The organism is Nocardia transvalensis NBRC 15921, assembly GCF_000308875.1.
GTDB lineage: Bacteria > Actinomycetota > Actinomycetes > Mycobacteriales > Mycobacteriaceae > Nocardia > Nocardia transvalensis.
The window spans coordinates 76,642-99,142 of sequence record NZ_BAGL01000052.1 but is presented as its reverse complement, the minus strand read 5'-3'; the positions used below and the strand labels follow the sequence as shown (position 1 = coordinate 99,142).

General features: G+C 67.7%; 25 protein-coding genes. 15 read left to right on the top strand and 10 right to left on the bottom strand.

The annotated features are described in order from the left end of the window. Positions 1–93 precede the first annotated feature (93 nt). Positions 94–2,343 carry a serine/threonine-protein kinase gene (locus ON41_RS15735; protein ID WP_051161586.1) on the bottom strand — a complete coding sequence of 750 codons (2,250 nt, stop codon included), beginning with the start codon at positions 2,341–2,343 and terminating at the stop codon, positions 94–96. A gap of 238 nt (positions 2,344–2,581) precedes the next feature. On the opposite strand from ON41_RS15735, the gene ON41_RS15730 reads away from it, so the two are divergent. Both ON41_RS15730 and ON41_RS15725 read left to right on the top strand, forming a co-directional pair. Continuing rightward, complete coding sequence (locus ON41_RS15730) at positions 2,582–3,325, top strand: SCO6745 family protein (RefSeq protein WP_040748360.1); 744 nt, start codon at positions 2,582–2,584, stop codon at positions 3,323–3,325. A 67-nt stretch (positions 3,326–3,392) separates the two neighbouring features. Further along, a complete protein-coding gene (locus tag ON41_RS15725) occupies positions 3,393–4,295 on the top strand; it encodes a P1 family peptidase (RefSeq protein WP_051161584.1) in 903 nt (300 codons plus the stop codon). 106 nt (positions 4,296–4,401) lie between these two features. On the opposite strand, the gene katG is transcribed toward ON41_RS15725, so the two are convergent. The 5 genes from katG to ON41_RS15700 all read right to left on the bottom strand — a co-directional run bounded on the left by katG (position 4,402) and on the right by ON41_RS15700 (position 10,290). Next, entirely contained in the window at positions 4,402–6,633 is a 2,232-nt protein-coding gene (katG, locus tag ON41_RS15720; RefSeq protein WP_040748359.1) for a catalase/peroxidase HPI, read from the bottom strand. Positions 6,634–6,669: 36 nt separating this feature from the next. Then, on the bottom strand, positions 6,670–7,104 hold the full coding sequence (locus ON41_RS15715; protein WP_040748358.1) for a Fur family transcriptional regulator: 435 nt from the start codon (positions 7,102–7,104) through the stop codon (positions 6,670–6,672). A 91-nt stretch (positions 7,105–7,195) separates the two neighbouring features. Next, positions 7,196–8,437 (bottom strand): fatty acid desaturase family protein, encoded by a 1,242-nt coding sequence (locus tag ON41_RS15710; RefSeq protein WP_040748357.1) that lies wholly within the window; start codon positions 8,435–8,437, stop codon positions 7,196–7,198. A gap of 8 nt (positions 8,438–8,445) precedes the next feature. After that, complete coding sequence (locus ON41_RS15705) at positions 8,446–9,558, bottom strand: ferredoxin reductase (RefSeq protein ID WP_040748356.1); 1,113 nt, start codon at positions 9,556–9,558, stop codon at positions 8,446–8,448. Between the two features lie 153 nt (positions 9,559–9,711). Next, complete coding sequence (locus ON41_RS15700; protein ID WP_051161581.1) at positions 9,712–10,290, bottom strand: LppP/LprE family lipoprotein; 579 nt, start codon at positions 10,288–10,290, stop codon at positions 9,712–9,714. Positions 10,291–10,620: 330 nt separating this feature from the next. On the opposite strand from ON41_RS15700, the gene ON41_RS15695 reads away from it, so the two are divergent. Together ON41_RS15695 and ON41_RS15690 are read left to right on the top strand one after the other, a co-directional pair. Then, positions 10,621–11,406, top strand: a complete 786-nt coding sequence (locus ON41_RS15695; protein WP_246829536.1) for an HNH endonuclease family protein — start codon at positions 10,621–10,623, stop codon at positions 11,404–11,406. A gap of 35 nt (positions 11,407–11,441) precedes the next feature. Next, a complete protein-coding gene (locus tag ON41_RS15690; protein ID WP_083905377.1) occupies positions 11,442–11,666 on the top strand; it encodes a hypothetical protein in 225 nt (74 codons plus the stop codon). Positions 11,667–11,669: 3 nt separating this feature from the next. Here ON41_RS15690 and ON41_RS15685 read toward each other — a convergent pair whose 3' ends face one another. Then, positions 11,670–12,107, bottom strand: coding sequence for an SRPBCC domain-containing protein (locus tag ON41_RS15685; protein ID WP_040748354.1), 438 nt, complete (start codon positions 12,105–12,107; stop codon positions 11,670–11,672). A 240-nt stretch (positions 12,108–12,347) separates the two neighbouring features. Then, positions 12,348–13,589 (bottom strand): KasA/KasB family beta-ketoacyl-ACP synthase, encoded by a 1,242-nt coding sequence (locus ON41_RS15680; protein ID WP_040748353.1) that lies wholly within the window; start codon positions 13,587–13,589, stop codon positions 12,348–12,350. Between the two features lie 40 nt (positions 13,590–13,629). On the opposite strand from ON41_RS15680, the gene ON41_RS15675 reads away from it, so the two are divergent. The 4 genes from ON41_RS15675 (at position 13,630) to ON41_RS15660 (ending at position 16,254) form a co-directional block, all read left to right on the top strand. Next, positions 13,630–14,205, top strand: a complete 576-nt coding sequence (locus ON41_RS15675; protein WP_040748352.1) for a TetR/AcrR family transcriptional regulator — start codon at positions 13,630–13,632, stop codon at positions 14,203–14,205. Between the two features lie 63 nt (positions 14,206–14,268). Beyond that, entirely contained in the window at positions 14,269–14,814 is a 546-nt protein-coding gene (locus ON41_RS15670; protein WP_040748351.1) for a hypothetical protein, read from the top strand. 55 nt (positions 14,815–14,869) lie between these two features. After that, a complete protein-coding gene (locus tag ON41_RS15665) occupies positions 14,870–15,190 on the top strand; it encodes a hypothetical protein (RefSeq protein WP_040748350.1) in 321 nt (106 codons plus the stop codon). A gap of 41 nt (positions 15,191–15,231) precedes the next feature. Further along, positions 15,232–16,254 (top strand): NADP-dependent oxidoreductase, encoded by a 1,023-nt coding sequence (locus ON41_RS15660; protein ID WP_040748349.1) that lies wholly within the window; start codon positions 15,232–15,234, stop codon positions 16,252–16,254. A 76-nt stretch (positions 16,255–16,330) separates the two neighbouring features. Here ON41_RS15660 and ON41_RS39040 read toward each other — a convergent pair whose 3' ends face one another. Continuing rightward, positions 16,331–17,077: a class I SAM-dependent methyltransferase gene (locus ON41_RS39040; RefSeq protein WP_051161580.1), complete on the bottom strand. Its 747-nt coding sequence runs from the start codon at positions 17,075–17,077 to the stop codon at positions 16,331–16,333. Between the two features lie 65 nt (positions 17,078–17,142). Between ON41_RS39040 and ON41_RS15650 the strand changes: the two genes are divergently transcribed. Further along, positions 17,143–17,625, top strand: a complete 483-nt coding sequence (locus ON41_RS15650) for a GNAT family N-acetyltransferase (protein WP_040748348.1) — start codon at positions 17,143–17,145, stop codon at positions 17,623–17,625. A gap of 105 nt (positions 17,626–17,730) precedes the next feature. Continuing rightward, positions 17,731–18,081: an HNH endonuclease gene (locus tag ON41_RS15645; protein ID WP_040748347.1), complete on the top strand. Its 351-nt coding sequence runs from the start codon at positions 17,731–17,733 to the stop codon at positions 18,079–18,081. Positions 18,082–18,185: 104 nt separating this feature from the next. Here ON41_RS15645 and ON41_RS15640 read toward each other — a convergent pair whose 3' ends face one another. Further along, on the bottom strand, positions 18,186–18,410 hold the full coding sequence (locus ON41_RS15640) for a hypothetical protein (RefSeq protein ID WP_040748346.1): 225 nt from the start codon (positions 18,408–18,410) through the stop codon (positions 18,186–18,188). 147 nt (positions 18,411–18,557) lie between these two features. Between ON41_RS15640 and ON41_RS15635 the strand changes: the two genes are divergently transcribed. The 5 genes from ON41_RS15635 to ON41_RS15615 all read left to right on the top strand — a co-directional run bounded on the left by ON41_RS15635 (position 18,558) and on the right by ON41_RS15615 (position 22,474). Further along, on the top strand, positions 18,558–19,088 hold the full coding sequence (locus tag ON41_RS15635) for a hypothetical protein (protein WP_040748345.1): 531 nt from the start codon (positions 18,558–18,560) through the stop codon (positions 19,086–19,088). Positions 19,089–19,217: 129 nt separating this feature from the next. Continuing rightward, positions 19,218–19,964: a class I SAM-dependent DNA methyltransferase gene (locus tag ON41_RS15630; RefSeq protein ID WP_040748344.1), complete on the top strand. Its 747-nt coding sequence runs from the start codon at positions 19,218–19,220 to the stop codon at positions 19,962–19,964. A 196-nt stretch (positions 19,965–20,160) separates the two neighbouring features. Next, positions 20,161–20,976 (top strand): CE1 family esterase, encoded by an 816-nt coding sequence (locus ON41_RS15625; RefSeq protein ID WP_157185486.1) that lies wholly within the window; start codon positions 20,161–20,163, stop codon positions 20,974–20,976. Positions 20,977–21,080: 104 nt separating this feature from the next. Next, positions 21,081–21,818 carry a maleylpyruvate isomerase family mycothiol-dependent enzyme gene (locus ON41_RS15620; RefSeq protein WP_051161578.1) on the top strand — a complete coding sequence of 246 codons (738 nt, stop codon included), beginning with the start codon at positions 21,081–21,083 and terminating at the stop codon, positions 21,816–21,818. 89 nt (positions 21,819–21,907) lie between these two features. Then, a complete protein-coding gene (locus ON41_RS15615) occupies positions 21,908–22,474 on the top strand; it encodes a TetR/AcrR family transcriptional regulator (RefSeq protein ID WP_040748342.1) in 567 nt (188 codons plus the stop codon). Positions 22,475–22,501 lie beyond the last annotated feature (27 nt).

Sequence of the window (22,501 nt, the reverse complement as noted above, 5' to 3'; positions counted from 1 at the left end):
GGCTCCCGCCCAGGCCAGTGCTCCACTGGTCGCATGTGAATGTCCTAGCACCGGGGAAGACTAGCCGATCTTGATCGAACACCCGTGCGGTGGTCAGCCGTGCGAGTGCGAGTTCACGACGCGGTCGAGCGCGTGCAGATCGGATTCCAGCGCGTAGAAGGCCCGCAACGCGATCGCGAACGCGAAAAGCCCGCCGACACAGAGGCCGACGATGCTGCTGATCACGAGCTGCTGCTGCGGCGGCGTCAGGAAGACGAGCCCGGCCGGCACCCCGGCGAGCGGAACCGACGCGGCCACACCGAGATACACGCGGCTGCGGCGGACCAGCCGGTGCAGCCGGATGCCGTCGGCGGCGGTGGTGCGGCCCGCGGCGACCATGCCGGGGTAGTACCAGCGCAGCATGAAGAAGGTGACCGGGAAGTAGGTGTAGACGACGGCGACCGCGGCGGCGACGAGATTCGACGCGATGAGGTTCACGGTGAACCCGGCGGGCATCGACCCCAGGGAGTACAGCTTCGCGAGGAAGATGCCCATCGCGCCGATCCAGCCGGCGAATGTCATGACGGCGATGCGGTCGCCGCAGGCGAGGCTGTCGTTGCGGGCCTTGGCGAGGGTCCGCTCGTCGAACTGCCTGCCGCGGCGCAGCCCGTCGGGAACCAGGATCACCAGCCGGCACCAGTACAGCAGGAGCCCGATGGCCAGTGGGTAGGCGATGACGATGACGAGGTAGCCGAGGCGGGTGAGCTCGGTGGCCGCGTCGGTGCCGAGTTCGTGCCGGATGAGCCGGAGATTGTGGGCGGCCAGGAACACTCCGGCGAGCAGCTGCCCGAGCAGGCTGGAGAGCGTGACGACCGGCATCGGCCGCATCTTGAGCCGGGCCCGCAAGCTGTGGGCGGGCGGATCGACGAGGTCGCGGGCCGCGCGGTCCTGGCTGAGTTCCAGCTGATGGGCGAGTTCGGTGCCGCTGGCGTAGCGGTCGGCGGGATCGGGCGACAGGCAGGTGAGCAGCGCGTGGCGCAGGACCGCCGGGCAGTCGGGCGGCAGGGCGTCCTCGGCCTCGGCGCTGACGGGCACGCGCCGCCGTTCGATCATGGCGTTCAGGGAATGCTCGGATTCTCCGGCGGCGTGGCCGTCGTCGAAGGGGATGCGCCCGGTGAGCAGTTCCCACAGCACGACCGCGAGCGCGTACAGATCGCTGCGGGTATCGAGGTCGGCGGCGGTCGCCTCGAGCTGGGGGTGGCAGGCGGCGAGCTGTTCGGGGGACATGTAGGGCAGCGATCCGCCGAAGTAGGCGACCGGGTTCGCGCCGGGGAGGTGGCGGCTGAAGCTGATGTTGAAGTCGGCCAGTTTGGGGTGCCCGTCGGCGGTGAGCAGGACGTTGGCGGGTTTGATATCGCGATGCAGCACGCCGCGATGGTTGGCGTAGTCGAGGGCGGCGGCGAGCCGGCTGCCCAGCCACGCAACGGTTTCCGGCCAGGTCAGCCGTTCGAGTTCGGAGCGGGTGGCCGACGGCTGGGGTTCCAGGACGCCGCCGGTGGTGGAGGCGGCATCGATCGCCTCGAGCAGCAGCCGCCCGGACCGGCGTTCGAGCGGCGTGCGCCGCAGGATGCGCAGCACCCCCAGCAGCGTGCCGCCCGGGATGTACTGCATGTACATGAGTTTGAGGTGCTGGTCGGTGATCTGGCGCTGATCGAAGACGCGCACGATGTGGTCGTGGTCGAGCTGGGCCAGGGTCTGCGGTTCGCTGCCGCGGTCGTGGGAGATCTTGACCGCGACGAGGCGGCCGAGGGAACGCTGGCGGGCGAGGAAGACGCGCGCGAACGCGCCCTGGCCCAGGGGCAGCAGCAGGTCGAAGTCGTCGATGGTGGCGCCGGGGTTGATGGTGTCGAGGGCGTCGAGCGCGGTGGGATCGGCGAGCATGGTGGTGCGCAGGCCGTCGACGTCGTAGCCCTCGGTGATGCGGGCCATCTGGCTGGGGTAGTCCTGCTCGTATTCGCTCAGGTCGATGTCGTCGCGGCGGCTGCGGGCGCTGATCTCCTCGTAGATGAGGTCCGGTGGCAGCGGCGCGGCGGCGAGTTCGGGGAATTGTGCGCGGTAGTCGGCCAGGCGCAGGGCGGCGTCGCTGCGCTGCCAGCGTTCCTGGAGATCGACCTTGATCAGTTCGATGAGGGCGGTGCGGCGCAGTGCGGGCTCGGCCGGGAGGTGGGCGGACAGGTCGGGGGGCGCGCCCGCGGCCTGCCACTGCCCGGCGAAGAGCGCGACCAGGCTCGTCAACGCGGTCTGCGTTGCCGTCGCACGATCGGCACCGGGGTCGGGTGCGGTCGCGCCGAGGTCGTCGTCCATCGTCGCTCGCTTCGAACTGGTCGTGCCCGGGCCCGGCCCCGAGTATTCGATCCTGGCGCGGGTCATCGGCTGTGTGCCGATACCGTAACCCGGTGTCGGAATATCGAGGTCATCATCCGATCGGGAGCGTCGGTGTGCAAGCCCATTGTTTCTGTGCCGCCGCCGAGTCCTGGCCTTAGCGGACGATAGTGAGATAGGGTCCGGTTCGAGTTCGGTTCTCGGAGAGAGGGGTTCGCCCGTGTCGGTCGCTGCCGCGGTCAAGGAGCAGATTCAGCAGGTCGGCGGGGGATTCATGTTCTCCCGCGAGACGAAGACCTTCGGGAAGTCGACGGGCGTCGACGGATTCCTCGGCCCGTACACCCGTGGTCGCGGCGGGGTCCTGGGCGATGTCGACGCCGCCGTCGTGGTGGCCGCGTTCGGATTCTTCGAGCCCGGCACGGTCCGCGCGGCCTGGGAATCGGTGCGGTTGCCCGCCGCCGACGCCGCGGCGGGCTACCTCGCGGCCTGCCAGGACTTCGGCCGGCGCAAGCTGGGCGATTTCGACGGCGCGGAACGCCTCGCCGAGCTGTTGCGGGCCGTCGCCGAGGCCGCGGATGTGGCGGGCGCGCCGCTGTTCGCGGGCTGGCGGGCGCTGCCGCTGGCCGACGACGCGCCCGCCCGCGTCCTGCAACTCATCCACGTGCTGCGGGAACTGCGTGGCGGGCTGCACCTGATGGCGATCCGCGCCCACGGCCTGACGCCGCGGCAGGCCGTCCTCATCGGCGGTTCGCCGCTCAAGAGCGGCCCCGACCAGGCGCGCAGTTTCGGCTGGCCGGAGCCGTTCGAGGAGATCACCGACGCCCAGCGGCACGCCTGGGAGGCCGCCGAGTCCACCACCGACGCCCTCATCGCCCCGGCCTTCGCCGTCCTGGACGACGGAGCCGCCGACGACCTGGTCAAATTGGTGGACACCGCTCGGGCAATCGTCTTCGGTGCCCGCTGAGTTCGCCGCTGGCAGAACACCGTCGATCATGTGCGAGCCGCGGCGGGCGCGTCCGGAGGTTGGTGAGATGATCGAGGGGCGGAGTGCGTCCGGCGAGAGCGAGGTTGGTGTGGAGTTCGGGATTTCCGGTGTGCGCGTGGGACATTGGACCGATACGGCCGGGCAGACCGGCTGTACGGTGCTGGAGCTGCCGGAGGGGTCGGTCGCCTCGTGCGAGGTCCGCGGCGGCGCTCCCGCCTCCCGCGAGCTGGATGCCCTGTCCCCGGACAAGTCCGTCGTCAGCGTGGACGCCATCGTGCTGACCGGCGGTTCCGCGTTCGGCCTCGCCGCGGCCGACGGCGTCATGCGCTACCTGGAGGAACAGGGGCGCGGCGTGCCGACGCCCGCCGGCCGCGTCCCGATCGCCCCGACCCTCGCCCTGTTCGACCTGGCCGCCGGTGACGCCACCGCACGACCCACCGCCGACTCGGGATATGCCGCCGCGCAAGCGGTCTCGGGCGAACAGGTGCTTGCCGGGCGCATCGGGGCGGGAACCGGCGCGTACACCTCGCACTGGCGCGGGGAGGGCCGCCGCCCCGGCGGATTGGCGTTCGCGCAGCGGCGGCTGGGCGATCTCGTCGTGGGCGCACTGTGCGTCGTCAACGCCTTCGGCGATATCGACCACGGCGACACCGAGGTCCCCCTGGACGCCGTGGCGATTCTGAATCAGCCGTTCGAATTCGCCGAGGGCCGCACGCACACCACCATCGGCGCGGTCGTGACCAATGCCCGGCTCGACAAGCCGTCGTGCCACATCGTCGCGCAGGGCGCCCACGACGGCCTCTCCCGCGCCCTCACCCCGCCGCACACCCGATTCGACGGCGACGGATTCATCGCCGCCGCCACCGGCGAGGTCGATACCCACGTCGACGTCGTCCGCCTGATGGCCCTCGCCGCCGTCACCGACGCCATCCGCTCCGTAGACCGCTGACGCCGCGCCACCCGCGCGATTCCACCTTGCGGCGGAACAGGTTTCGGCCCCACACGCGCGACGCCCCGCGAGCCGAACTCGCGGGGCGTCGGGTGGAACGACGGGGTCAGCGCACGTCGAACCGGTCCAGGTTCATCACCTTGTCCCAGGCGGCGACGAAGTCCTCGACGAACTTCTGCTTCGCGTCGTCGGTCGCGTAGACCTCCGCGAGCGCCCGCAGCTGCGAATTCGACCCGAAGACCAGGTCGGCGCGGCTGCCGGTCCACTTGGTCGCGCCGGTGGCGCGATCGGTGCCGACGTAGGTGCCGTCGTCGGCCGGCGACGGCTCCCACTTGGTGCCCATATCGAGCAGGTTCACGAAGAAGTCGTTGGTCAGCGACCCCGGGTTGGCGGTGAACACGCCCAGCTGCGACTGCTTGTAATTGGCGCCCAGCACCCGCAGGCCGCCGACCAGCACGGTCAGCTCCGGAGCGCTCAGCGTCAGCAGGTTCGCCCGGTCGATCAGCAGGTACTCGGCGGGGAGCCGGTTGCCCTTGCCGAGGTAGTTGCGGAATCCGTCGGCGCTCGGCTCCAGGAGGGAGAAGGACTCCACGTCCGTCAGCTCCTGGGTGGCGTCGGTGCGGCCGGGGGTGAACGGCACCTGGATGTCGTGCCCCGCGGTCTTGGCGGCCTGCTCGACCGCCGCCACGCCGCCCAGCACCACGAGGTCGGCGAACGACACCCGGGTGTTGCCGGTCTGCGCGGAGTTGAACGACTCCTGGATGCCCTCGAGCGTCCGCAGCACCTTCGCCAGCTCGTCGGGTTCGTTGACCTCCCAGCCGATCTGGGGCTGCAGCCGGATGCGGCCGCCGTTCGCGCCGCCGCGCTTGTCGCTGCCGCGGAACGAGGACGCGGACGCCCACGCCGTCGACACCAGCTGCGGCACGGTCAGCCCGGACGCCAGGATCTGGCGCTTCAGCTCGGCGATGTCCTCCGCCCCGACGACATCGTGGGTGGTCTCCGGGATCGGGTCCTGCCACAGCAGCGTCTGCTCCGGCACGAGCGGGCCGAGGTAGAGCACCTTCGGGCCCATATCGCGGTGGATGAGCTTGTACCAGGCCTTGGCGAATTCCTCGGCCAGCTCGTCCGGGTGGTCCAGCCAGCGGCGGGTGATCTGCTCGTAGATCGGGTCGACCCGCATCGACAGGTCGGTGGTCAGCATGACCGGCGGGTGGCTCTTGGCCGGATCGTGGGCATCGGCAACCGTTCCCGCGCCCGCGCCGTCCTTGGGGATGTACTGCCAGGCGCCCGCGGGGCTCTTGGTCTTCTCCCACTCGTAGCCGTAGAGGGTTTCCAGGAAGCTGTTGTCCCACTTGGTCGGGGTGGGGGTCCAGGTGCCCTCGAGGCCGCTGGTGATGGCGTCGCCGCCGACACCGGTGCCGTTGGCGCTGCGCCAGCCCAGGCCCTGCTCCTCGAGCGGGGCGGCCTCGGGCTCGGGGCCGACCAGGTCGGCGTCGCCGTTGCCGTGGGTCTTGCCGAAGGTGTGGCCGCCGACGATCAGCGCGGCGGTCTCGACGTCGTTCATGGCCATCCGGCCGAACGTCTCGCGGATGTCGATGGCCGCGGCCAGCGGATCCGGATTGCCGTTGGGGCCTTCGGGATTCACGTAGATCAGGCCCATCTGGACCGCCGCGAGCGGGTTCTCCAGATCGCGCTCGCCGGTGTAGCGCTCGTCGTCGAGCCACACGTGCTCGGGGCCCCAGTAGACGTCCTCCTCGGGCTCCCACTGGTCGACGCGGCCGAAGGCGAAGCCGTAGGTCTTGAAGCCCATCGACTCCAGCGCCACGTTGCCGGCGAAGACCAGAAGGTCGGCCCAGGACAGCTGCTTGCCGTACTTCTTCTTGACCGGCCACAGCAGGCGGCGGGCCTTGTCCAGGCTGGCGTTGTCGGGCCAGCTGTTGAGCGGCGCGAAGCGCTGCATGCCGGCGCCGGCGCCACCGCGGCCGTCCTTGACGCGGTAGGTGCCCGCGGCGTGCCAGGACATGCGGATGAACAGCGGGCCGTAGTGGCCGTAATCCGCGGGCCACCAGTCCTGCGAGGTCGTCATGATCTCGACGATGTCGCGGTGCACCGCGGCCACGTCGAGGTTTCGGACCTCCGCGGCGTAGTCGAAGTCCTCGGCCATGGGGTTGGCCACGGCGGGGTTCTTCTGCAGGATCTTCAGGTTGAGCTGGTTGGGCCACCAGTCACGGTTGCTGCCACCCTCGACCGGTTCCTTGAGGCGACCGGACAGAACGGGGCAACCGTTTTCGGCAGGTTCCGTGTTGGCCTCGCCGATGGGCGGAGTTTCCTCGGGCACGGGTTTTCCTTTCGGGGGCTGTCGTTCGGGCTGTGATCACGGCTGTGATCGTGTTGGGGTCGTCGAACAGTCGGGGCACACGCCCCAATAGATGACCTCGGCCTCGTCGAGGGAGAAGCCGTTGTCGTTCGACGCGGTGAGGCAGGGCGCGTCACCGACGGCGCAGTCGACGTCGGCGATGGCGCCGCAGGACCGGCACACGACGTGGTTGTCGCCGACCCGCGTCTCGTAGCGCGCCACGGAACCCATCGGCTGGATGCGACGGATCAGTCCCGCGTCGGTCAGTGCCCGCAGCACGTCGTAGACGGCCTGATGGGAGACCGTGCCGAGGGATGCGCGCACCAGACCGAGGATCGTGTCGGTATCGGAGTGCGGGTTGTCGTGTACCGCGCCCAGCACAGCCACCCGCGGTGCGGTCACCCGGAGGGTGGCCCCGCGTAGCATGCGCTCGAAGTCCGACGTGCTGGACACGTTCCGAAGTATGAATCATTCAAGTCTCGGGCGGGAGCGTTTCGGCGGAAGTTCTCCCGGAATCCGAGACTCGGCTACGTGGTGATCGTCCTCAGCTCGCCGACCGCACCGGCGCGTGCTTCAGCTCGCGCAGCGCGGTGCGCAGCCCCCGGCGCCTGCCGGTCTCGGGGTCGACGCCGAAGTGATCCTGCATGCCCTCGCGGATCGCGAACCGCAACTCCGACGCCGTCTCCGGCGCATCGTCGGAGGTCGACGCGAGCAGCGCGTTCGGCAGGGCCAGCTTCGCGATCGTCCGGAACGTCTGCAAATACTGGTGGCCGATCGATCCGGTTGTGTACGGCAGGTCGTACTTGTCGCACACCTCCCGCACCCGCACGGCGATCTCCTCGTAGCGGTTGCTCGGCAGGTCCGGGAACAGGTGGTGCTCGATCTGGTGGCTGAGATTGCCGCTGGCGAAACGCATCAGCGGCCCGGCCCGGAAGTTGGCCGATCCCAGCATCTGCCGCAGATACCAGCGCGGCCGGTCCTCGGACTCCAGTTCCGCCGTGGTGAACTTCTCCGCGCCGTCGGGGAAATGGCCGCAGAAGATCACCAGATACGCCCAGTAATTACGCACGAAATTGGCGGTCGCGTCGGCGGTCAGGGTCGTCTTCCAATTCCGCCCGGCCAGGGCCGGGAAGATCAGGTAGTCCTTCGCCGCCTGCTTGCCGACCTTCGTCCCGATGATGCGCAGGTCCTTGAGCGCCTGCCGATAGGTCTTCTTCTTCGTGCGGAGTTTCTCGGCCTCGAGGTGGTGCAGGGCGACGCCCCACTCGAAGAAGGTCGCCAGCACCAGGTTGTACAGCGGATTGCCGACATTCCACCATTCCCACTTCTGGTCGCGGGTGACGCGCAGGATGCCGTACCCGACATCGTCGTCCATGCCGACGACATTGGTGTACTTGTGGTGGACGAAGTTGTGCGAATGTTTCCACTGCACGCTCGGGCAGGTGGTATCCCATTCCCACGAGGAGGAGTGGATCTCGGGATCGTTCATCCAATCCCATTGCCCGTGCATCACATTGTGCCCGAGCTCCATATTCTCGATGATCTTCGCCAGTGACAGCATCACCGTCCCGGCCAGCCACGCCGGTCGGCGATTGCTGAACATCAGGGTCGCGCGGCCGCCGGCGGCCAGCGCGCGCTGCAGCGCGATCGTGCGCCGCACGTACTTGGCGTCGCGCTCACCGCGCGACTCCTCGATATCGCGGCGGATGGCGTCCAGTTCGGCGCCCAGCGCCTCCACGTCCGCGGCGGTCAGATGCGCGTAGGCGTCGATATCGGTAATGGCCATGGGACCTCCTACAAATCGAGCGTGCACTCGCCGGACACGCTGCTGATGCACGTCTGGATGCGTTCTCCCTCGCGCCGCTCCTGGCCGGTGCGCAGATCGCGCACATAGCCGCCCGCGAGGGGGACGACGCAGGTCTGGCAGATCCCCATCCGGCAGCCGAAGGGCATCTGCACGCCCAGCTTCTCGCCCGCTTCCAGAAGCGTTGTCGCGCCGTCGATCTCCGCCTCCTTACCGGAGGCGGCGAATCGCACGGTCCCGCCCTCGCCGCCGTAGTCGGTGCGCGCGATGGTGAACCGCTCGACATGCAGGCGCTGCCGCAGCCCACCGGCCTCGAAGTGCGATTCCATCGCGTCCAGCAGCGCCGGCGGACCGCACGCCCAGCATTCGCGCTCGCGCCAGTCGGGCACCCATTCCTCGAGGCGCGCGACGTCGAAATTCCCGTTCTCCCGGGTCAGCTGGAGCGTCAGATCGTAATCGGGCGAGGCGGCGGCGCGGGTCTCCATCTCCTCCAGGAAGATCACGTCGTCGCGGGTCGGCGCGGCATGCACATGGCAGATGTCGGGCGTCTGCCCGCGCGCCTCGAGCGCCCGCAGCATCGCGATCACCGGCGTGATGCCGCTGCCGGCGGTGACGAACAGGATCTTGCCCGGAACCGGTTCCGGCAGATGGAAATCGCCCTTGGGCGCCGCCAGCCGGATGATGGTGTTCGGGCCGACGCCGTCGACCAGGTGGGTCGACAGGAAACCGTCGGGATTCGCCTTCACGGTGATGGTGATCGTCTTGTCCGCGGCCGAGCCGATCGAGGTCAGCGAATACGAGCGCCAATGCCAGCGGCCCGCGATCTGCAATCCGATGCCGATGTACTGCCCGGGTTCGTAGGACGCCGGAAAGCCCCACCCCGGCCGGATGCGCACCGTGGCCGAATCCGCGGTCTCCTTGACGACGTCGACGACCTTGCCGCGCAGTTCCCGCGCGGTCCACAGCGGATTGACCAGGCGCAGATAGTCGTCCGGCAGCAGCGGCGTGGTCGCCCGCGCGACGAGCCCGCGCACGATGTTCACCCGCGGCGTCCGCGCGCTGACCCCCGCCGCGGGCCGTGTGCTCCACTTCAACAGATCCACGGCGGACCTCACCTCCCTGTGTACGACCGTACACTCACATGGGGAGGGCTGCCGTGCAAGCCGGTGCGACGGCTCTGTGGATATCGCACAAATATCCAGCCAGTAGTGCACAGATGTACACTAAAATTCACGCCCGGCGCGCGTCGTCCCCCCTTACTTCGGAGGGTTCCCCTCCATCACGACACGCGTACCGTCCCAGTGGAATCCGACCTGGGTGTGGGTGGCGTCCGGGCAGGCATTGCAGCTGCCGGGGGTCTTGTAGTCGAGGACCACGGTGTCGTCGGTGGTCGCCGCCGCGGCGAGGGTGGTGAACCCGCGCGCGTCGGCGGTGGCGGTGCCGAGGTACTCACCCCGGTGGAACATCAGCGCGTGCTGCGGCGAACTGCCCGTCGCCCCTGCGATGCTGACGATCGCGGTGGACAGCGTCGCGCACGGATCGAAATTGCCCTCGAACGTCGCGGGATCGGTATTCCAGGCGGCGTGGGTCGAGGCCTCGGGCGGAAGTGCCGACGCCGCCTGCCGAACCGCCGGTGCGCCCAGGTCCACGCCGCAGCGCGCCGGCGAGACGGTCGAGGAGTGCGTCGCCTGCTCGGCCGCGGCGCTCGGACTCCGCGTTGCCGCTGGGGCTTTCGACTCGTCGGAGCCCGCGCTCGGGCCGGTCGAGGATCCGCACGCGGCCAGCGCGCACGCGAGGGCGGTGGTGGCCACCGCGGTGGCGATTGTTCGGGACATGTGACTCACGTTACTGAACCCTGTGTCGGGCTTGCTGTTTGCCCGAACCGTTGACACTGTGTTTTCCCGAGATGAGAAATGCCTGCGAAGAGCCGTCCCGCCGCGGCCGAAAAGTGATCCTGCCCTTGGGTGTTGTGTATCTCCTGCTGCTTGCGGTCTGGGCGGCGCGCGCGGTTGCTGCGCGGTCGCGCGGCGCCTGCCGTACCGGAGGATGCTGCGCGAATCAGGGAGATAGCGCATGATTTACCCGGCAGTGCAGCAGTATTCGGGACGGTGCGTGGTGAACGGTAACAAGGACGACGGCGTCGTGGAACGAGCGGGGGAGTCGTGGTGAAGCGAGGCTCCCGGCAGTCCGGTATGCGCCGGATCATCACTCTGGTCGCGCCGGTTCTGGTCGCGATCGTTCTCGCGGTGGGTTACGTGCTCATCGACGAGATGGGCAACAAGAACGACAAGAACAAACCCGCCCCGGCCGGGTCGACCGTGGTGGCGGGCAAGGAGATTCCCGACCTGCTCGCGAAGCTCGTTGTCGCGCCGGAGGCTTCGATGTCGGGCTATTCCCGCGAGAAGTTCCCGCACTGGGACACCAATACGCCCGAACACGGATTCGGCGCCGACTACACCGCCTACGCCAAATGCGAGACGCGCGACGTCATGCTGCTGCGCGACGCCACGGGCTCGGTGAAACTCGACGCGAAGACGTGCAAGTTCACCGTCGGCAAGGACGGCGGCTGGCGCGATCAGTACGGCATCCTCGACAAGAAGACCGGCAAGCTCAAGGACTACAAGTTCACCTCCGACCCTTCCGGTATGGACGCCGACCACATCGTCGCGCTGGCCGAGGCGTGGCGTTCGGGCGCCGCCGACAAGGACGAGAACACGCGCCGCAATATCGCCAACGACGCGCAGAATCTGGTGGCCGCCGACCCGTCGGCCAACCGGTCCAAGGGTGATCAGGACCCCTCCGACTACCTGCCGCCCGGCGCCTATCGGTGCGCCTATGTCGCTCACTACGTCACCGTGAAAGTAAAATACGGTCTGACGATCGATCCCGACGAACAGTCGGCGCTGCGCACCGCGGTCGACGACTGTGTGAAGCGAGGAGAGTTCAAATAAGCGACATCATCGAGATCCCCGGTAAGGCCGCCGTCATGACCCAGGAGGAAGGGACGGTGTCCGGGGAACTCGATGTGCGCCTGGACGACGCGGGCCGGGGGCAGGTCCGCTACCGCGACACCGATACCTGGTACGCCGTCGGCAATCTCGAGGACGAGCCGGTGCGCACTTGGTCGTCGGTCAGCGAACTCGCCGAAGCGATCGAGGCCGGCCGCGGCGAACGGGACGCGGCCGGCAACACCATCCCCTTCGAGGCGTAGCGCCTAGCCCTGCTCGGCCCGCCGCTTGACCGCGGCGGTCATCCCGCCGAACCCGCGCCGCAGCGCCGCGCCCAGCAGCCCGGTCACCAGCGGCTGCAGCCATCCGGCGATCTCGAAGTGCGAGGTGTAGCGGCAGCGCCCGCCCTCGAGCGGCGTCAGCGTGTGCGAGCGCAGGCTGTGCAGCGCGCCGAGCGGTATCGGCTTCATCGCGTAACTGAATTCGGTGCCCGGCGTGTGCGAGCGGACCCACTCCCGCTGCGCCATCGGCCGCGGGCCCACCAGCCGCACCCGCATATCGATCGCGTCGCCCGGCTCGAGGGTGGTCCGGCACTCGCCGACGAACGGATTCCACTCGCCGTACGCGGGGAAGTCGGTGAGCACTTTCCACACCACCTCGGCGGGCGCGTCGATATCCACACTGTCGTCGATCGTGAAGGCCATGCAACGACAATACTGAAACCGGTTCTACCTCCCCGAGGGTGTGCCGCATTCCCTCCGATCCGGACCGAGAGCAGTTACCGACCAGCCGATCGAAATCGCTTGGGCGGCCGGGCAGTTAGTGCATGAACGCACGCGATGCAATGTCCGGCTGGTTTATCCCCAGTTATCGCTCTTCATCCACACATTTCGGTGAACACCGCTCGTTCCACACCCTTGGGACGGACTTGGGGACAAGTCGTTTCAGGCCCGCCCGAAGGCGAGGGTGACGTTGTGCCCGCCGAAGCCGAAGGAGTTGCTGAGCGCGTGCGAGATTCGCTGCCGTCGCGCCGCGCCGTGCACGATGTTCAGATCGACGCCCTCGTCCGGATGGTCGAAATTGAGTGTGGGCGGCACGATCTGATCGCGCAGCGTGCGGAGGGTCAGAATGGCCTCGAGTGCGCCGACCGCCCCGATCGAATGCCCGAGCGCCGACTTGGGGGCGTACACCGAGGCCTGGCCCGCCACGGCCGCAATGGCATTGGCCTCCGACGCGTCGCCGACCGGGGTGGAGGTGGCGTGCGCGTTGACGTGGTCGATATCGGCGGCGATCAGTCCCGCCGACGCGATCGCCTTCCGCATGGCCCGCGCCGCGCCCGCGCCCTCCGGTTCGGTGCCGGTGATGTGGTATCCGTCGGAGGTAATGCCCGCGCCGAGGATCCGGCCGTGGATCTCGGCGCTGCGGGCCCGCGCGAACTCCTCGGACTCGAGCACCAGCAGGGCCCCGGCCTCGCCGAAGACGAATCCGTCGCGGTCGCGGTCGAAAGGCCGTGAGGCGCGGGCGGGTTCGTCGTTGCGGGTGCTCATCGCGCGCATCATGGCGAAACTCGCGATCGGCACGGCCTCGATGTAGCCCTCGACGCCGCCCGCGATCACGACGTCGGCCTCGCCGGTGGTGATCAGCCGCCAGGCGTGCGCGATCGCCTCCGCGCCGGAGGAACACGCCGAGGTCGGCGCGTAGACGCCCGCCTTGGCGCCGAATTCGAGTCCGACGCGGGCCGCGGAACCGTTCGGCATGACCATCGGCACCGTCAGCGGCGGCACCTTGCGATAGCCGCCGGCGCGCATGGCGTCGACCGCGGAGACGAACGCGTCGCCGCCGCCGAGTCCGGTGCCGATCGCCACGCCCAGCCGTTCGCCGTCCACGTCGGGCTTGCCCGCCTCCTCCCACACCTGACGGCCGAGAACGAGCGCGAGCTGCTGGACATAGGAGTGGCGGCGCTGCTCGATGCGGCTCAGATGCTCGCCCGGGTGCAGCTTCAGCTTGCCACCGATGCGGACGGGCAGGTCGTAGTCGGTCACGAAGTCGTCGTCGAGTGCGGCGATCCCCGACGCGCCGTCCAGCAGGCCCGCCCAGGTGGTGTCGAGGTCGGGGGCCAGGCACGTGGTGGCGGCCATGCCGGTCACGACCACGTTCCGGGTTTGTGTAGCAGTTGGTACACCCATAGGGGACATGGATACCTGTAGCGACCGCTACAGTCAACCCGTGCCCAGACCTCTCGACGAAGCGCGTCGCGCCGAACTGCTGGCAGGAGTGATCGCCTACATCGGTGAGCACGGACTCATCGAGTTGTCGCTGCGGCCGCTGGCGGACTACCTCGGCACCAGCTCGCGCATGCTGATCCACTACTTCGGCACCAAGGAGCAGATGCTGGTGGCGGCGCTGGAGACCCAGCGCCCCGATATCGCCGGAATGTTCGCCGATATCGACGACATCGAGGAACTGCGGCGGCGGCTGATCGAATCGTTCTGCGTGAACACCACCACCGGCTGGGTGAGCAGCACGCGTGTCCTGTTCCAGGTACTCGGCGTGGCCTCGGTGCCGGGCAGCCCGTTCCGCCGCTACGGCGTCGACGCGGTCCGGGTGCTGGTCGGCGCGGTGACCGACGTGCTGCGGCGGCTGGAGCCCGAATTCCCGGATCCGGAATCGACGGCCACACTGCTGGTTTCGGGTATCCGGGGCCTGCTTCAGGACCGGCTGGTCACGGGCGACAACACTCGGGTGTCGAAGGCTGCCCGCCTGCTCATCACGAATACCCTCCGATCACCGGAACCGCGGTGACGCGCTGCGGGCGGGGGCGACTGCTTGTAGTGTGGCCGGACAAGCGGCCGGACCGGGGGACTCGTGACGCACTCCGAACTCGAACCACACGGTGAGACACGGGAATTCACCGCGCCCCCGTCCCGTCCGACCTGGATTGTCTGGATCTTCCTGCTGCTGCTGGTGATCTGCACGATCCAACTGCTGTCCCGCTGGCTCACCGCGCATTTCCTCGATCAAGTCATTCTCGGCACCGCGCTGATGCTCGTGTGCTGCGGCGGACTCCTGTGGCGCTTCCTGCGCGCCGGCCGCCTGGACTGGGCCGCCTACCGCACCCCGGACACTCTCCGATTCGACACTTACGGCTTGACCATCCGTTATCACGGCACCGATCTCCGCTTGCCGTGGAGCCATATCCGCCGCATCGACGGCAGGGGCACGGGAACCGAATCCGCCCGCCTCCGAGTCTGGGCCGTCGACACCACCCTTCCCAAACGATTCCGCGGCAAAGACGGCGCCGCGGTGCTCATGCCCTTCGGCGAGAATTTCCCCCGCCCGGCCGTCGCGGACGCCGCTGCCGAATTCGCCCCGGCGGGGGTCCGGGTGCACATTCTCGACAGCCTTCAGTAACACAACAGCTACCTCCGTCCGATGTGTTGAGCATCACTCATTCAGGAGGCTCGACATGTTTTCTGCGAAGCGACTGGCCGCCGGCGCCGCCGTTGTCACGGCGGCCGCGACCACCGCACTGGTCGGTGGCGGCGGTGTGGCCCAGGCCGACGTACCGGTGTGGGAGGCCAACTGCCACGTGTACAGCATCTTCAACACCGGCGGTATGTCCACCTGTGAGCTGCCCACCTGGCACCAGGTCAAGCTGACATGCGTCGCGTGGCCCGTCCCATTCCTCTACTGGAAATACGGCCCGGCACAGTACGGGCAAAACCAGTCCTGGGCCAGCTGCGACTCACTGAACGCCCTCGTGGGAATCGAGGTCATCCAAGCGTAAATGGCTCGAAGGCTGTGTGGAGGGTGATCTAGCATCGCCCGGTGGCGGATGCGGTGAATCGGCAGTGGATCGTGCGGCGGCGGCCGGAGGGCGCGTTGCGGGACGAGGATTTCGAACTGCGCAGCGGGCCCGTACCCGTCCCGGGACCGGGGGAGGCCCTGGTCAGGGTGCATTGCCTGGGGATCGATCCCACGCAGCGTGGCTGGCTCAACGCCGCCGACAACTACATCGATGCCGTACCTGTCGGCGCGGTAATGCGGGGTAGCGGCATCGGTGAGGTTGTCGATTCGAACGATCCGCGATATCCGGACGGAAGCCGGGTCGCGGGAATGGTGGGGTGGCAGGACTACGCGGTGGCGTCCGAGGGCGGATTGTTCGGGCTGAACGTGATTCCCGACGGGGTGACGCCCACGCACATGCTGAGCCTGTTCGGAGCGCCCGGCCTGACCGCGTATTTCGGAATGACGGATATCGGTCGCCCCGAGCCGGGCCAGACGGTGCTGGTATCGGCCGCCGCGGGCGTGACCGGTTCCCTCGCGGGCCAGATCGCGAAAGCGCTGGGCTGCACGGTCATCGGGATCGCGGGCGGGCCGCGCAAATGCTCGTGGATCACCGATCACGCGGGGCTACACGCCGCCATCGATTACAAGCACGACGATATCGACGCCTGTCTGAACCGCCTGGCCCCGAACGGCATCGACGTCTTCTTCGACGGCGTCGGTGGCCGCATCCTCGAATACGGTCTGGCACACCTCGCACGCCACGCCCGCGTCGTTCTGGCCGGCGCCATCTCCTCCGGCTACCAAGGCTCCGACCCCGCACACGGCCCACGCAACTACATGCGCCTGGCGCTCGACCGAGCACGCATGGAAGGCTTCATCTTCCTCGACTACGTCGACCGATTCCCCGAAGCCTTCACAGCATTACGCGACTGGCACGCACAGGGAGACATCACCCTCGCCGAAACCATAGCCAGCGGACTGGAATCCGCACCCTCCGCACTACGCGCGGTCTTCGAGGGCGCCAATCTCGGCAAGCAACTGGTCCAGATCGTGCAACCGTGAATTCCTGCCGATCAGGAAACCTGGGTGTGGCGTTACGTAGGAGAACTGCGCCCGTCCTCATCAAGGAGCCGATTACTCATTCGCCGCGTTCGAGGATGATCAGCGGAGTGGTGTAATACTCTAGTACGCGCCCGCCGAGATCGTCCACCGCTCGGGCCGCCTCGTCGGCTTCGCCGGAACTCCAGTTGCTGAAGGTCGTGAACAGATCACGGATCTGGTCGGTGCGCAGTTCGATGGTCCACGAAAAGCACTCGACACTACTGCATGTGAAATGTCCGGTTCCGGTCAGACGCTCCACCCAGGCGGCGGTTTCGAATTCTCCAGGGACCGGTGGTGGTGGCACCGCGCGGCGCCGGTCCGTGATCGCGGCGACCCGCTTCCGGAACGGGGTAACGGGTGCCGATGGGTCGCCGAACGCATTGCGCCACACAGCGAAATGACCGCCGGGCACCACGGCACGATGCAGTGTGGGAAGTACGACGTCGAGGTCGAACCAATGCACCGCCGTCGCCGCAACAGCCAGATCGAAAGCGGCAGGCGGCAAGGCCACATCTTCGGCAGTAGCGGCTTGTACGTCCGCCTCGGGCCAGCGGCGACGCAGGATGTCGGCGAACGTTCGTCCCGGCTCGACAGCGGTCACCGACGCACCGGCTCGCACCATCGGCCCGGTCGCCAACCCGGTACCCGCGCCGAGTTCGACCACACGGGTACCCGCACGCAGCAAACCACCGGCCCGCAATCGCGCCCACAGCGCAGCCGGATACGGCGGCCGCCCACGCTCGTAAGCCCCGGCATGAGCATCGAAGTGCATCGAATCGACCATTGAATTCAGCCTAATCGGCGCGATATTCGTTGGCCGCGCGTTCGTGTCGTGGATATCGTCGTGGTGTGGTGGAGGTGCAGGTGCTGCGGTCCGATGACTGGCCTATTTGGCGGCGGCTGCGACGGGAGGCATTGGCGGAGGCGCCGGCGGCGTTCGGCTCGACGCTCGCCGAATGGAGTGGGCCAGGTGATACGGAAGCCCGGTGGCGTGCGCGGCTGACGGACGTTCCGTTCAATGTGGTCGTTCGGTGGCACGGAATCGAGGCAGGCATGGTCAGCGCCTACAAGGAAGAAGCTGGCACGGTCGAACTGATATCGATGTGGGTCGCGCCGCACGCCCGCGGCCGGGGCGTCGCGGACGCGGCGGTGAGCGCAGTGCTGCAGTGGGCAGACGGCCGAGTGGTCGGGTTGTCGGTGAAGAGCGACAACCAGGCCGCGATCCGACTGTACGAACGCCATGGATTCACCGACGCGGGCCGTTCGCCGGATGACGCCAGCGAACGGCGCATGCTGAGGTCGAGGAGCAGCCAAATTTCCGAAACGCCGTGACGCCGCGACGTGAGCGGCCGACCCGCGAGATGTCGGTATGAGCGCGCTCGGCACAACGCCCCGCCTCCGACCGGTTGACCATCGCGGCGCGTAGTCTCACTATCCATGCCGTCCGGCGGTAGCAAACAGGTTCGCGCGGCGCGCAAGCGCAAGAAGCGGATGGTGCGCGTCACCCACGATCTCACCGACGCCCAGTGGGACGCGCTCAAGACGTCCTGGGGCGGGTGCGCCTACTGCGGCTCTCCCGCCACCGCACTGCAGAAGGATTGCGTGCAGGCCATCTCACGCGGCGGCCGCTACACACTCGGCAACGTCGTCCCCGCATGCGGGTCGTGCAACGCCAGCAAATGCAACGCCGAGGTGACCGGCTGGCTGCGACGCAAGAAGCTCGACGAACGCTCATTCCTCGTGCGCCACCACGAAATCTGGACCGAACTCACCGCCCGGTTCGCCTAGCAGCCAGTCGCGGCTTCAACCCATCAAACCGACCGGACGAAGGTTGCGTGACGGCACCGCGCGGTCGTTCCCTTCTGCCGCGCCCCGCGCGGATCAACGCCGCCTCAGAACAGCCGATCACCCGTAGGCTCCGGCACGGCCGTCGTTCGCATCCGTGCGCGCTCCTCGTCGTCGATGCCATCCTGGATCGCCTCGATCTGATCCTGAACCACCTCGGCGCGCGCCACCAACTCGACCCGATCGGGCTCGGTGAGACTCTCGGCACCGAGCTTCTCGAAAACGCAGGAGAGCACCGACCGTAAGTCCTCTAACTTGCCGTCTGACTCCACGGGACCTCACCCTACGTCCGAACCCAACGAAAATCCGCCCCTGCCGGCCATCGCCGGCCACATCGACCACATCATGCGATCCGGATCGGCCATCGCACTCATGGCGTGGTGACAACGAAGCCGCCTCCATCACGGAGAATCGTCCGCATGGGCGCTGGCTCGATTCGTCACCTGCTGTTCCTCGATGTCGACGGCACACTACTTCCTCGCGGCGCGGAGCCAGCGGAGAATGAAATCGACTGGGCGGCATGGCAGCATCGGTCGAATCCAGCTCTGTCCCGGTTGAATCGACGCCTCGGTGACCAACTGCTGGCATTGGGTTGCGACCTGAGGTGGGCTACGGGGTGGGGCGACGACGCCAACCGCGTGCTCGCCCCGGTCCTGGGCCTGCCGCAGTTGCCGGTGGTGACGCTGCCGGAGTATCCCGGCGGAGATTACTACGATGACGAGTTGCATTGGAAGACAAGGACGTTAGTCGGCATTGCCGCCGGTCGCTCGTTCATCTGGATCGATGATGAGATCAGGCAGCAGGATCGAACCTGGGTTGGCAGCAATCATCCCGGCCCTGCCCTTCTCTATCGAATCGACAGTGCTCTGGGTCTCCGCGACACCGATTTCACGGTTCTCACGGACTGGCTACGTGCGCTGCCGTTTCGATTGCCTGCTTCATCTCCCTGAGGCCGTACTCGGTCCGGATCCGGATCTCCGGGGCCGCGTAGGCCAATCGGCGGGATCGGACGCATGCGCGGCAGGGGCGGGGAGTAAATGCGTGGACAGCGCCCCGGGCGCTCGGCACAGTAGCCCTCTGTGACGAGCAGCGAAGTGTGGAGCCGTGCAGCCGCCGAGCGCTACGACGCCGAGGAGACCGAGATGTCCTCCGACGCCGTTCTCGCGCCGACTCTCGCCTTCCTGGCCGAACTCGCCGGGGACGGAAGGGCTTTGGAGTTCGCCATCGGAACCGGACGTGTCGGCGTTGCGTTGCGGGAGCGGGGCGTGCCGGTCGCGGGCATCGAACTGTCCGAGCACATGGCGGCAGTGCTTCGGCGCAAGGTCGACGAGGACACCCTCCCGGTGGCCATCGGGGATATGACCACCACCGCCGTCCCTGGCGCGTTCACGCTGGTCTACCTCGTCTACAACACCATCACGAACCTGCTCACCCAAGACGAGCAGGTCGAGTGTTTCCGCAACGCCGCACGCCATCTCGAGCCCGGCGGCCGATTCGTCATCGAGGTGGGCGTGCCGCCGCTGCGGTTCCTGCCGCCCGGGCAGGTCGCGGTGCCGTTCGACGTCTCCGAGCGGCACCTGGGCTTCGACACCGTCGATCTCGTCGGGCAGATTCTCGTGTCCCACCACCTCACCCGCGACGGCGACGACGGCCGCTACCGCCGCGACAGCTCCCGGCACCGGTACGCCTGGCCCGCGGAACTCGACCTCATGGCCCGAATCGCCGGGCTCGAGCTGGAATGTCGCGTCGCGGACTGGGACGGGACGCCGTTCACCCAGGACTCCGCGAAGCACATCTCCGTATGGCACAAGATTCCCAGCGGTTAGCGACCGGTCCTGGGAGTTGTCACAAAAGCCTACGAACCTCAGCGAACCGAGATGCACGGCGATAAGTTTCGATCGTTGTACGTTCAATGCATTTGCCGGGCAGGAGTTTTCGGTGCATAAGATTCGTATGTTCGGCCGGGCGACCCGAGCCGCGGGCAGAGTCACGACAACTTTGTGCGCCATAGCCGCGCTGGCGGTGCCGGGCAGCCTCGCGACGGCCCAGCCGGCACCGGAGCAGGAGAACCCTTCGCAGGCGGCCTGCTCGTTGGCTCCCATTTCGGAGACCCGCCCCCTCGGCGATCGGCAGTACCTGCTGCGTGTCCCGAGCGGACTGACCGGTCCCGCCCCGCTCTTGATCGCGCTCCACGGCGGCGGCAGCAACCCGGCTCTGCACGAGACTCAATCCGGCTGGACGCCATTCGCCGCGCAGCAGAAATTTATCGTCGCCTATCCGCAGGGCGGCAAGGACGACGTCAGCGATCCCACCCGGCCCGACGACCGCAGCTGGTATTTCGAGAACGGCAACAAAACGGACGTGGACTTCCTCCTGGGAGTCATCGCCGATGTCGAGGGCCGGTCGTGCGTCGACAGTAAGCGCGTCTACATGGCCGGACACTCCAACGGCGGGCAGATGACATCCCGAATGGCGTGTGCCGCTTCGGCACAGCTCGGCGCGACGGCGATGTACGCGGGCGGCTCGCACGGCGGATGCGAGGACGGTGTTCCGGTGCGCAAACTGTCGTTCGGATTCTTCACCGCCGACAACGATTTCACCCAGGCACCCGTCTTCGCCGCACACCTGCAATGGCGCGGCACCATCGGCTGCGGCAACGACGCGGCCACCGAGACCGGTCCCGAAGTGGCAGAAGGATATCGGTATTCCTGTGAGCAGGGGGCCAACGTCGTCTGGCGCAAGTACAAGGACGGCGGCCACGAATGGCCTGCCGATGCCCGTGGCGCCGACGTACGCAACCGCATGTGGCAACTGTTCCAGAACCATCCGCTCCCGTAATTCCGCCGGACGAGGGTCCCGAACCGTCCGAAGCGTGATTGTTGCGAAAAGCTCAGGTGAAGTTTCCCGGTCCCGAGGATTGACTGTGCGGCAGAATCGTCGGAATGGATTTTCCTCGATATCTCGAACTGATTCTGGCCGACAGTAATACGCTGCTCGCGGCTGCCCGGCAGAATCCAGGTGCCGTAGTGCCCTCGTGCCCGGGATGGACCGCGACGGACGTGTTGGTTCACGTCGGCCAGGTATACGAGCACAAGATCCTGTGCATGACCCTGGGGCGCGAACCCGATCCGGAGCAACGAACGGCCGTGCCGCAGAACGCTTCTGCCTTGCACACTTGGTTCGTCGGGCATCGGGATACGTTGCTGGAGCAGCTGTCCCGGCGCGGCCACGCCCAACCGAGCCACACCTGGTTCCCTCCCGATCAATCGGTCGGTTTCTGGTATCGCAGGATGGCGTCGGAGACCGCGGTCCACCGCGTCGACGCCGAACTTGCCGCTGGCACAAGAACACCCGTAGATCCTGAGCTGGCAGCGGACGGGATCGATGAACTGATCGGCTTCGTTGTCCACGATTTCGGAGACAGCCCAGCGCTCCCGGAGGGCGCAGGCCGTACCGTCGAGTTGCAGGCCGGCCACCACCGGTGGACGCTGACCCTTCGGCCAGGCGGAGTCGACTACGCGGCGAGAGGCGTTGCCGTAGACGCGGTCATACACGCACCTCCGGAGGATCTGCTGCTGTATCTGTGGAACCGCGACCTGGACAACGTGGTCGTGCGAACCTGGGGCGATCCCACGGCTCTGGCCACCCTCGCCACTCGGTTCGGCGAGGAAACCCGATAGGGGCCCGACCACCACAATCGGCTACGGCGGAACGGCAACCGCACCTGTAGCTATGGACGCTGTACCTACTAGTATGTAAAGTAGCTCGTGTGAACGCCAAGGACAACCTCATCGAGAGCACGCGGGCGTTGCTGTGGGAGCGGGGCTATGTCGGTACCAGCCCGAAGGCCATTCAGCAGCGGGCGGGGGCCGGGCAGGGGAGTATGTACCACCACTTCTCGGGCAAGGAGGACTTGGCGCGTGCCGCGATCGACCGCACGGTCGAGGAGTTGCGGGTCGGTGTCGACGCACAGCTGTCCGGTCCGGGCACTGCGCTCCACCGCATTTCGGCCTACTTGCGGCGTGAACGCGATGTCCTGAAGGGCTGCCCGATCGGCCGGCTGACCCAAGACCCGGATGTGCTCGCCGCACCCGTCCTGCGAGAGCCGGTCGAGCAGACGCTCAGCTGGTTGCGCACACGCCTGGCGAGGGTGGTGACAGAGGGTATCGACGGCGGCGAGCTGAGCGCGGCCCTCGACCCGGAGGCCACGGCGTCGGCGATCGTCGCCACACTTCAGGGCGGGTACGTCCTCGCCCGGTCCGCAGGCAGCGCAGCGCCTTTCGAGCAGGCGATCGAGGGGGTCCTCGCGCTGCTCGACGGCCATACCGTCCATTGACAAGATCGAAAGAACAGCATGCGTATA